The organism is Sporosarcina sp. (genome assembly GCF_029257255.1).
Lineage (GTDB): Bacteria > Bacillota > Bacilli > Bacillales_A > Planococcaceae > Sporosarcina.
The window spans coordinates 36,455-47,545 of sequence record NZ_JARICI010000035.1; the positions used below are offsets into that span (position 1 = coordinate 36,455).

Annotated in this window: 9 protein-coding genes; all 9 read left to right on the top strand. The window is 42.7% G+C overall.

Annotated elements, in window-relative coordinates; all coding sequences use genetic code 11:
• Positions 1-61: 61 nt before the first annotated feature.
• The 9 genes from hflK (at position 62) to dnaI (ending at position 10,758) form a co-directional block, all read left to right on the top strand.
• Positions 62-1,048, top strand: a complete 987-nt coding sequence (gene hflK / locus Q1J64_RS07600; protein ID WP_301108476.1) for an FtsH protease activity modulator HflK — start codon at positions 62-64, stop codon at positions 1,046-1,048.
• On the top strand, positions 1,045-2,067 hold the full coding sequence (gene hflC / locus Q1J64_RS07605) for a protease modulator HflC (RefSeq protein ID WP_301108477.1): 1,023 nt from the start codon (positions 1,045-1,047) through the stop codon (positions 2,065-2,067). The genes hflK and hflC overlap by 4 nt, the downstream gene beginning before the upstream one ends.
• A gap of 314 nt (positions 2,068-2,381) precedes the next feature.
• On the top strand, positions 2,382-5,006 hold the full coding sequence (gene polA, locus Q1J64_RS07610; RefSeq protein WP_301108478.1) for a DNA polymerase I: 2,625 nt from the start codon (positions 2,382-2,384) through the stop codon (positions 5,004-5,006).
• A gap of 10 nt (positions 5,007-5,016) precedes the next feature.
• A complete protein-coding gene (gene mutM, locus Q1J64_RS07615) occupies positions 5,017-5,889 on the top strand; it encodes a bifunctional DNA-formamidopyrimidine glycosylase/DNA-(apurinic or apyrimidinic site) lyase (protein ID WP_301108479.1) in 873 nt (290 codons plus the stop codon).
• Between the two features lie 12 nt (positions 5,890-5,901).
• Positions 5,902-6,501: a dephospho-CoA kinase gene (gene coaE / locus Q1J64_RS07620; RefSeq protein WP_301108480.1), complete on the top strand. Its 600-nt coding sequence runs from the start codon at positions 5,902-5,904 to the stop codon at positions 6,499-6,501.
• 303 nt (positions 6,502-6,804) lie between these two features.
• Positions 6,805-7,827, top strand: coding sequence for a glyceraldehyde-3-phosphate dehydrogenase (locus tag Q1J64_RS07625; RefSeq protein WP_301108481.1), 1,023 nt, complete (start codon positions 6,805-6,807; stop codon positions 7,825-7,827).
• A gap of 117 nt (positions 7,828-7,944) precedes the next feature.
• A complete protein-coding gene (gene nrdR, locus Q1J64_RS07630; RefSeq protein WP_301108482.1) occupies positions 7,945-8,412 on the top strand; it encodes a transcriptional regulator NrdR in 468 nt (155 codons plus the stop codon).
• 35 nt (positions 8,413-8,447) lie between these two features.
• The gene (locus tag Q1J64_RS07635) at positions 8,448-9,815 is read left to right on the top strand and encodes a replication initiation and membrane attachment family protein (protein ID WP_301108483.1); all 1,368 of its coding nucleotides are present in this window, start codon (positions 8,448-8,450) and stop codon (positions 9,813-9,815) included.
• 1 nt (position 9,816) lies between these two features.
• Positions 9,817-10,758 carry a primosomal protein DnaI gene (dnaI, locus tag Q1J64_RS07640; RefSeq protein ID WP_301108484.1) on the top strand — a complete coding sequence of 314 codons (942 nt, stop codon included), beginning with the start codon at positions 9,817-9,819 and terminating at the stop codon, positions 10,756-10,758.
• Positions 10,759-11,091 lie beyond the last annotated feature (333 nt).

The following is an 11,091-nucleotide window of genomic DNA, read 5'->3' on the forward strand; positions in this document are numbered from 1 at the left end:
TTGAAACTAAACCGCCTCCTCTTCCGTAGAGTATTCATACATAGAAAAGGGAGGAACTAGCATGGGAACAAAAAGAATCCTTGTGACACTCGGTTTAGCAATTACTGGATTACTGCTGTTACTGATTGTCTTTACGACATGGTATACAGTAGATGAGTCTGAACAGGCCGTAGTGATTTCATTCGGGAAAGCGGGAGAGCCGGTTGTGGAATCAGGTCTGCACTTCAAACTGCCTTGGCCGATCCAACGGGCAGAAATATTATCAAAAGAAACATACAGTATTCATTTCGGTTATAAGCAGGATAAAAGCGGAGAAATCGTCGATAAGGAAACGAAAATGATTACAGGCGACGAATATATCGTTCTGACTGATTTAACGGTTCAGTGGCGAATTGTTGATCCGAAGAAATATTTGTTTAATGCCGAAGAACCAGTTGAAATATTGCGTGACGCTGCTTCTGCTTCCATTCGTTCAGTGATCGGCAGCTCAACAATCGATGCCGCTCTGACAGACGGGAAGGCAGAAATTGAAGCGAAAACACGCGACTTGTTAACGAATCTGGTAGATAATTATGATATCGGACTGGCAATCCAAGGCGTCAAACTTCAGGACGTGGAACTACCAAATGCGGAAGTTCGAGCAGCATTTACGGCTGTAACAGATGCGCGTGAAACGAAAAACACAAAAATAAATGAAGCGAAGAAATATGAAAACCAGAAAACGAAAGAAGCGATTGGTGAGCGGGATGCCATTAAATCTCAGGCAAAGGGTAAGAAAACTGCCCGTGTCGAACAGGCTACGGGAGATGTTGCGTTATTTACAGACTTGTACACTGAGTATGCCAAAAACAAGGTCATCACACGCGATCGTTTGATTATTGAAACGCTTGAGCAAGTTCTTCCAAAGGCTAAACTTTATATTATGAACGACAGCGGTGAAACAGTGAAGTACTTACCGCTGCAGCAAATGCAGCCAGTTCCGCCTGTTGAATCAAGCGACTCCGACAATGCTGGACAATCAGCTGAGAAAGGAGGGAAAGCTTCATGAGCAATGAACAGAATCCTTTCAAGAAGATAGAAGAAGCAATGAAGAAAATGAGTGAAACTGAGAAGAAAAAAGCAACTCATAAATCGCCCGAAGGAGATCCCAAAGTAAAAGTGATCAAACCTAAGAAAAATGTTGATGTCAAACGTTATGCTAAATTGATTATCGGATTAACAGTTGTGTTTGCTGTCATCGTCATTTTGCTTTCCAATCTCTTCATAGTAAAAGAGAATGAATACCGGGTCGTCCGCCAATTCGGTGAAATCACACGTATTGTGCAAGAACCGGGAATTAATATAAAGATACCTTTCATTCAAAGTTTATCCACGCTGCCCAAAAATCAAATGACATCTAATGTATCGGAAGCTGAAATCACGACAAAGGATAAAAAGCGTATTATTATCGATAACTATGCAGTTTGGCATATTACTAACCCCGGGAAAATGATTTCCAACGCACGTAATATCGTCAACGCTGAAGCACGTTTAGAAGAATTCATTTATTCTGTCGTGCGAAATGAAATGGGACGTCTGAATTATGTGGATGTTGTTAATGACGAAGACTCCTCACGGGGAAGCTTGAACGATCGTGTGACAGAGAAGGTCAATAATTTCCTGGAAGATGGAAACTACGGAATTGAAGTGGTTGATGTGCGCATGAAGCGGATTGATCTTCCTGAAGAAAACGAACAGTCTATCTATACACGTATGATTTCTGAACGTCAGTCTACTGCACAGTCCTATTTATCTGAAGGGGATGCAGAGAAGCGTAAAATCGAAGCGGAAACAGACAGAGAAGTGCAGGAAATGCTGGCAAAAGCGAAGAAAGAAGCGGCAATCATTACAGCGCAAGGGGAAGCGGAAGCGGCAAAGATCTATAATGATGCCTTTTCCAAAGATCCTGAGTTCTATAAATTGTACCGCACACTGCAGTCGTATTCTAAGGTTGTAGATGATGAAACAATGATCATCCTGCCTGCAGACTCACCATATGCCAAGCTGTTAACCGGAGCTTTACAGTAATACAAAGTGCGTCATTTTCAATTCTAGGTGCCTACATGGTAAACTAGATGAAAATGACGCATGTTTTATTTACGAAAGCGGAAGCGGCTGTTTAGAGGCGGCAGGCATAAGGCGAAGATGCGAAGCGGCGTTTTCTGCCGCACAGCAGCTTTGACTTATGACCCGAGCCTCTAGCCGCTGCAGCTGGATGGTTACGAAAGCGGAAGACGCCGTTTAGCTCCGACAGGCGTTGGAGAGCTTTCCAGAAGCGGCGTATTCTGCCGCACAGCAGCTTTGACGTATGAAACGAGTGATTATAAGGAGTGGAATATACATTGACGGAAAAGAAAATTGTCTTACTTGACGGCAACAGTCTGGCGTACCGAGCATTTTTTGCGCTGCCCTTACTGACGAATGATAAAGGAATTCACACCAATGCCGTATATGGATTCACGATGATGCTAGAAAATATTCTAGATAATGAAAAGCCTACGCATGTATTGGTCGCATGGGATGCAGGAAAAACCACTTTTCGCCACAGTACGTTCACCGAGTACAAAGGCGGGCGACAGAAGACTCCGCCCGAGCTTTCTGAACAGTTTCCGTATATTCGTAAATTAGTCGAAGCGTTTGGGATTGAGCAGTATGAGCTTGATCTCTATGAAGCGGACGATATCATTGGCACACTGAGCCGTGAATGCAGTGAAGCAAAAGCAGAAGTAGTCATCATCTCAGGAGATAAAGACTTGACGCAGCTTGCAAATGAACACACGACTGTCTGCATCACAAGAAAAGGGATTACGGATCTGGAAAAATATACGCCTGAACATATTGAAGAAAAGTATGGCATTGCGCCATTGCAAATTATCGATATGAAAGGTTTGATGGGCGACGCATCTGATAATATTCCAGGAGTGCCTGGAATTGGCGAGAAGACTGCGTTGAAGCTGTTGAAGGAATATGGCTCAGTGGAAAAAGTCTATGAATCGATCGAACAGATCACTGCGAAGAAGATGAAGGAAAACTTAGTTAACAATAAAGAGCAGGCTTTCATGAGTAAAGAACTGGCAACGATCGAAGTGAATGCACCAATCAGCAAGAAATTGGATGACTTGGACTATGCAGGAAAGAACGATGATGAAGTCCTTCAACTTTATAAAGAGCTGCAGTTTAACTCACTTCTTGAAAAGATGGATGCACCTGTTGAAGTACAGCCTATGTCAGTAGTGGATGTTCAGACTCTCAGTGAAGTTACATCTGACATGTTAACGGATACGATGTCTCTTCATGTAGAAATTGATGGAGACAACTATTTGTCTGCTGCAATCCTAGGGATAGGGCTGGCAGATGAACAACATACGTATTTCATTCCGATAGAAGTTGCAAAATCCTCTACTGTACTTACAGAGTGGCTTAGAGACCAAACGAAGTTGAAATATGCTTCGGATTCGAAGTCTGCATATGCGGCAATTGCGCGGCTCGGTATGGAGCTGAACGGAGCTGATTTTGATCTTATACTGGCTGCCTATATCGTCAATCCATCTTTCTCAACTGGTGAAGTTTCAGAAATTGCCCGATCATTTGGCTATCATGGCGTAGAGAGCGATGAAGCAGTTTATGGAAAAGGGGCGAAACGGGCATTGCCGTCTTCTGAAAAACTGGTTGATCATACAGCAAGAAAAGCGCATGCAGTGTGGGAACTCTATCCAGTCATCAAGAAGCAACTTGAAGAGAATGAACAGCAGGAGTTATTTCATGAACTCGAACTGCCGTTAGCGAAGATTTTAGGGAAGATGGAAGTGGCAGGAGTGAAGACGGATTTAGAGGTGCTGCAAACAATCGGCCGACAATTGTCCGAACGGCTGTCATTGATTGAGACAAGCATATATGAGATGGCAGGGGAAAAGTTCAATATTAATTCTCCTAAACAGCTTGGCGTTATTTTATTCGAAAAAATTGGTCTAACTCCAATCAAGAAGACGAAAACCGGCTATTCTACTGCAGCAGATGTACTGGAGAAGCTTGAGAGTGAACATGAAATTATTCAACACATTTTACTATATCGCCAACTTGGAAAATTAAATTCCACTTATATTGAGGGCTTGTCGAAAGAAATTCATGAAGACGGAAAAATTCATACCCGTTTCCAGCAGGCACTGACTCAAACGGGGCGCTTAAGCTCGATCAATCCCAATCTACAGAACATCCCGATTCGTCTGGAAGAAGGTCGCAAAATCCGTGCTGCTTTCATTCCGTCAAAACCAGGTTGGATTATGTTCGCAGCAGACTATTCCCAAATTGAACTGCGGGTACTCGCACATATTTCACAGGATGAAAAGTTAATTGATGCTTTCCGTCATGGTGCGGATATTCATACGAAAACAGCGATGGATGTGTTTGGTGTAGGAGAAGATGAAGTGGACAGCAATATGCGTCGTGCAGCGAAGGCCGTGAACTTCGGTATTGTTTATGGAATCAGTGATTATGGACTGTCACAGAGTCTGAATATTACACGCAAAGAAGCAGGAGAGTTCATTGACACCTACTTGGCCAGCTTTCCGGGCGTCAAGCAATATATGGATGACAGTATTATCGATGCTAAGCAGAAGGGCTATGTGACAACACTTCTTAAGAGAAGACGCTATTTGCCGGACATTACGAGCTCGAACTTTAATTTACGTGGTTTTGCAGAGCGGACGGCGATGAATACGCCGATTCAAGGTACGGCAGCAGATATCATTAAGAAAGCAATGATTGATATGGATGCCCGGCTCGAACAGGAAAACCTGCAGGCTCGCATGCTGCTGCAAGTGCATGATGAATTGATATTTGAAGCTCCGATTGAAGAGTTGGAGAAATTAAAAGAAATCGTACCGGAAGTAATGGAGCAGACAATTCAGCTCGATGTTCCATTGAAAGTCGATTGGGATTACGGCGAATCTTGGTACGAAACAAAGTGAGTGATTATTTATGCCAGAACTGCCTGAAGTAGAAGGGGTGGTGCGTGGTCTCGCGCCGCTTGTGGAAGGACGGACGATCAAACAGCTGTCTGTTTCGGATACGGTTGTTACTTCCAAATCAGCTGGAAAAGAAACGATCATCAAAGGTAAAACGGTAGAGAACTTTCTGCAAGATATGGAACAGATGCAGATTCAGAAAATCGTCCGCCGCAGTAAATATATTTATTTTCATTTGCAAAAACAAGACCAGCCTCATTTGCTCGTCAGCCATTTAGGCATGACGGGCGCTTGGTTTGTCGTGAATTCGCCTGATGAAATTACAGAAGAAAAGTTTCGAAAGCATGCACATATTTTCTTAGAAATGGAAGACGGCGGTCTGTTGGTCTATTCTGATATTCGCAGATTTGGGGAAATGCGGCTCTTGCAATCAGAGGATGATTTTCCGCCGTTGTTGGAGATGGCGCCGGAGCCTTTTTCTGAAGGGGCATTGGAACATTTTCTTGAGATGGCGGAGTCAATGAAATATAAAGGCAAACAGATCAAAGAAGTCATTATGAACGGCAAAGTCATTTCAGGATGCGGGAATATATACGCCACTGAGTCATTGTTCCATATGAATATCCATCCAGGCAGAAAAGCGGAGAGAATCAGCAGAAAACGCAAAATTCTGCTCTTTCAAGAAATTGTCCGTGTATTGCAGGAGAGTATCGATGCTGGAGGCAGCACAATTTCAGACTATCGTTCGGTTAATGGCAATGCGGGGACAATGCAGGACCGCTTGCATATGTATAGCAAAAAGATTTGTACAGCTTGCGGAAAACCTACAAAGAGCATGCAGATTGCAGGCAGAACTTCTGTTTATTGTCCTGCCTGCCAAAGATAGGGAGTGTGAGATATGATCATTGGACTGACTGGCAGCATTGCGAGCGGAAAAAGTACTGTCGCAAACATGCTGCGTGAAAAAGGCTACCCTATTGTCGATGCGGATGTCATTGCACGAGAAGTAGTCGAACCGGGTTCACCTTTACTAAATGAAATTCAAAATGTATTTGGCGATGAAGTCATTCAGGAAGATGGTTCACTTAATCGCGAGAAGCTTGGAAGTGTCGTATTTTCCGATGAGACGAAGCGCCGTCAGCTTAATGAACTGATGCATCCTGCTATTCGGGGTGAAATGGTCAGACAAAAAGAGCAATATGTAGAGCAAGGATTTAAGACAGTGATCATGGATATACCCCTGCTGTTTGAAAGCAAGCTGCAGTCATATGTTGAGAAGATTCTAGTTGTATCAGTCACCAAACAGCTGCAAAAGGAGCGGCTAATCGCTAGGAATGAACTGTCTGAAACAGAAGCCGATGCCAGAATTGCTTCTCAGCTCGACTTAAAAATAAAAGAACAAGGCGCTGATGCAGTCATTCATAATGATGGAACTATCGAAGAAACGAAGCGACAATTAATCAAAATTCTCGAAAGTTGGCAGGCCCAACCAGTTTGAAACAGTCTATATAATAAACCTTATTCTAATTAAGCTATACTCAATGGTTTTGTTACTCGCAATGTCAAATGCTACACATCGTGGGCTATTGAAAAGGCTTTCTCCTGCTACATAAGTCAAAGGTGATGAGTGATTACGGCATTTAATCCAAAAAGGATATCTTCAATGCTGACGAGGAAATGTGTTCAGAAAATTTATTTTTTAAAATAAATACCTAATAGTGTTGGCTTAATCGTAATATATGTTATACTAATTAACGATAAAGGATAATAAGTATAACATACATGCAGGAGGATCACTTTCATGACTACTACAATTGCAATTAACGGACTCGGCCGTATTGGACGGATGGTTTTTCGTCAGATTATCAAGGAAGATGATGTTAATTTAGTTGCGGTAAACGCGACATATCCAGCTGAAACGATTGCTCACCTATTAAAATACGACTCCACACACGGAGTTTTCGACGGTGATATTCAAGCCGAAGAAAATGCGATCATTGTAGACGGTAAACGCGTACAGCTGATCACACAGCGTGATCCTTCAAAGCTGCCGTGGAAAGAACTCGGTGTTGATATTGTAATCGAATCAACAGGCGTTTTTAATTCACGAGAGAAGGCAGCGCTTCATTTGGAATCAGGCGCCAAGAAAGTAATCTTGACAGCACCTGGTAAGAATGAAGATGTCACAATTGTGCTTGGTGTTAATGATGACAAACTAGATGTAGAAAAACACAGTGTTATCTCGAATGCAAGCTGTACAACAAACTGTCTGGCTCCTGTGGCAAAGGTACTGAACGATGAGTTCGGTATCATCAATGGACTCATGACAACAGTACATGCTTATACGAATGACCAAAAAAACTTAGATAATCCTCACAAAGACTTACGCCGTGCACGTTCATGCGGTGAATCAATCATCCCGACATCGACGGGTGCCGCGAAGGCATTGGCCTTAGTGCTACCTGAATTAGAAGGGAAAATTCATGGTTTGGCATTGCGTATCCCGACTCCAAACGTATCTCTAGTAGATTTAGTAGTAGACGTCGAGCAGGACGTTTCAGTTGAAGAAGTAAACAATGCGTTCTTAAAAGCAGCAAATGGTCCATTAAAGGGAATCGTTCGCTTCACAACAGAACCTCTTGTATCAATCGACTTCAAAACAACAACAGAATCTGCAACTATTGACGGTCTTTCCACGATGGTCATGGGCAACCGCAAGATTAAAGTGCTTGCCTGGTATGATAATGAATGGGGCTACTCGGCACGTGTTGTGCAGCTGACCAAAAAAGTGGCAACAGCTTTAAACAATAGAGTAACTTCGTAATAGCGAGATCCTGCACTTCACCTCGAACGGTGAAGTGCTTTTCATTGCCCTCATGTTGTTGTGCCGAGAGTTTCTGTTATAATGAACATACCTAATAGAATTGCGGAGGAACCGACTATGTTATGTCCAGCTTGTCATTACAATGGAACGCGTGTTATCGATTCACGTCCGGCGGAAGAAAATCGTTCAATTCGCAGAAGAAGAGAATGCGAAAAATGCAGTTTTCGTTTCACAACATTTGAAAAAGTAGAACATTCCCCGTTGATCGTGGTCAAAAAGGATTCGACTCGCGAGGAATTCAGCAGTGAAAAGCTACTTCGCGGTTTAATTCGAGCTTGTGAAAAACGGGCTGTGCCTGTCGAAAAACTGAAAGATATAGTGATATCGATTGAAAAAGAGTTAAGAAGCTCGGGAGTTGTCGAAATCGAATCTGACCAAGTAGGAGAAATGGTAATGGAGCGACTTGTAGATGTGGATGAAGTCGCATATGTACGATTTGCCTCTGTCTACCGCCAGTACAAAGATATCACGGTCTTTATAGATGAATTACAGCATTTGCAAAATAGAAAAGATTTGCAGGAATAGGGGACCCTTGACCATAGAAGGAGGCGATTGTCACCATGCTTTATACAGAACTGCAGCCTGTCGATTCCTTCCGGGTGAAATTAACGCACCCTTTTTCTGCGTACGATCGGCAGATGATCACATTGTTTTATCAGCCGTTGATCGGTTCAGAAGCCGTCAGCTTATTTTTGACGCTTTGGACGGATGCAGAGAACCAAGAACCACAAGAACATTCTCATTATTATTTGATGAATGTTCTGTCATTTCCGTTACAACAAATTTTTCAAGCGAGAATTACACTGGAAGCGATCGGGCTGCTTCGTACATATAAGAAGCGGAATGAAAATGAAAAGCGCTCTTTTCTTTATGAACTACTGCCCCCTTTGGATGCGCCTTCTTATTTTAATGATCCATTATTATCTACTTTTTTATTCAGTAAAATCGGGGAGAAGCCATATCGGCAGCTGCGTAGCCGGTTTCTGTCCGAGTCTATTGAGGAACAAGAATATGCGGATATTTCTCGTACATTTTTAGATGTTTTCCAGCCTTCCCGAGGAGATCAGCAGGCAGTAGAAATCACCGCGGGCAGTCATTTTCAAGGGAAAACAGCCGCGCCAGGCATCCCTTTTAAACAATATGATTTCAATTTTGAATTGTTCTATGGCGGTCTGTCAGAACAGATGATGCCGAGATCTGCACTTCGCAGCATTTCCCAGGAAATGATTGCAAAATTGGCCTTTTTATATTCTCTAAATCCGCTTGATATGCAAAGTGTCATGATGATGGCGATGGATGACAATCATACAGTGACAGAGGAACGGCTGAAAAGAGCGGCTTCTGAATTTTATAAAATGAATCGTTCAAAAAAGCCACCGAAATTGCAAACAGCTTTCATTACACCACAATCGAAAGAGTCTCCAAAAGCGGCTATGAGCAAGGAAGAGGAGTACATTCATTATTTAGAGAATATATCTCCTAAAGAGATGTTGCGTGATATGAGTGACGGTAAAGAGCCCTTCGAAGTAGATCTCAAGTTGGCGGAAACGCTGATTATAACCCATGAGCTTCCTGTGGGGGTTGTGAATGTTCTTTTCCAATATTTAAAACTTCGTAATGATGGTAAAATCACCAAAGGGTATGCTGAACGCATTGCTTCACATTGGGCATCAAAAGGTGTGAAGGATGCCAAAACGGCTATGCGTTTATCCAGAGAAGAGCATGATCAGTATTTGGCATGGAAGACTGAAGGTAAAAAGACCGCGAATAGAAAACAGAAAGCAACTCGAGAAGAAAAAGTTCCTGAGTGGTTCTCTAAACGCAATGATAAAAAGAAAATAGCAGAAGTGCCTGCTGATTTTGATGTGGAAGAAGAACGGCAGAAATTAATGAAAGAACTAGGTATACAGGAGAACGAGGTGAAGTAAAATGGAACGAATTGGAGATGCCATGAAGCGAGTTGTCAATGCACCTTCATTAGCGTCGCAATATGATGAACTTCGAACAGAAGTACTTGAAGATCCATCTGTACAGCAGTTTATTAGCGAACATTCTGATGAGATCAATACAGAAGTAGTGAACCGTAGTTTAGGAAAGCTTTATGAATTTAAGACCGCTTCCCATAAATGCGATCGCTGTCCGAATCTACAGGGCTGTATCAACGTCATGAAAGGTTTTGAACCGAAATTGGTCATTTCACAGCGTTTGATTGATTTAGATTATGTTATCTGTCCAACAAAGCAGCTTGACGATGAGCGTCGAAATGTATCGAAAATGGTCAACAGCATGTATATGCCGAAAGAGGTTATGGAGGCGAGACTTTCAAATGTCGACTTTATTTCGGAAGACAGCCGTGTTCGTGTGATGAGGGCTGCAAAAGATTTCCTGAATACTATTGATTCTACAGGCGAAGTACCGGACAGAGGGTTTTATTTATATGGTGACTTTGGAATTGGAAAGTCCTTTATCTTAGGTGCCTTGGCAAATGAATTGGCTACACGCCAAGTCCAGACGGTCGTTGTCTATGTACCGGAATTTCTGCGTGAAATGAAGCAGTCCATTCAAAATCAGACGCTCGATGAAAAAGTGAATTTCGTTAAAAAAGCCCCGGTTCTTATGCTTGATGATATTGGGGCTGAAACGATGTCTACATGGACTCGAGACGAAGTGCTGGGTACGATTCTGCAATACCGCATGGCTGAAAAGCTGCCTGTATTCTTCACGTCCAATTTCAATTACAACGAACTGGAACACCATCTGACAACTTCTCAGCGAGGAGAAAAAGAACCAATCAAAGCAGCAAGAATTATGGAGAGAATCCGCATGGTCAGTCAGCCCTTCATATTAGGCGGGAAAAGCTGGCGTGATTGATCGCCTGCCTGTAAATTATTTAGCGTTAGCTTATGGAAAAATCAAATAAGAAAATATACTTGCATTTTCCCGCAGAGTTTTCTATAATATGACTCAGTTCAATATAAATTTATCGAAATGCATTGAAGAGGACAACAGTGATTCTTTCACCTTCCAGAGAGCAGGGGCACGGCTGAAACCCTTGCAGGCAGAAAAAATACATTTACCACCTCCAAGCAGCGTCAGTGAACATAAGTAACTGATGACGGTAACGGCCCGTTAGCCGATCGAAAGCTTCGTCTTTCCGTTTAACGGATAGAAGGAAGAAGGGTGGAACCACGAGCTCAAGCCTCG

What these genes read in the sequence shown, in the direction of transcription:
- hflK (WP_301108476.1), top strand. Translation starts at nt 62, where the DNA reads ATGGGAACAAAAAGAATCCTTGTGACACTCGGTTTAGCAATTACTGGA.
- nrdR (WP_301108482.1), top strand. Translation starts at nt 7,945, where the DNA reads ATGTTATGTCCAGCTTGTCATTACAATGGAACGCGTGTTATCGATTCA.
- mutM (WP_301108479.1), top strand. Translation starts at nt 5,017, where the DNA reads ATGCCAGAACTGCCTGAAGTAGAAGGGGTGGTGCGTGGTCTCGCGCCG.
- Q1J64_RS07625 (WP_301108481.1), top strand. Translation starts at nt 6,805, where the DNA reads ATGACTACTACAATTGCAATTAACGGACTCGGCCGTATTGGACGGATG.
- hflC (WP_301108477.1), top strand. Translation starts at nt 1,045, where the DNA reads ATGAGCAATGAACAGAATCCTTTCAAGAAGATAGAAGAAGCAATGAAG.
- coaE (WP_301108480.1), top strand. Translation starts at nt 5,902, where the DNA reads ATGATCATTGGACTGACTGGCAGCATTGCGAGCGGAAAAAGTACTGTC.
- Q1J64_RS07635 (WP_301108483.1), top strand. Translation starts at nt 8,448, where the DNA reads ATGCTTTATACAGAACTGCAGCCTGTCGATTCCTTCCGGGTGAAATTA.
- dnaI (WP_301108484.1), top strand. Translation starts at nt 9,817, where the DNA reads ATGGAACGAATTGGAGATGCCATGAAGCGAGTTGTCAATGCACCTTCA.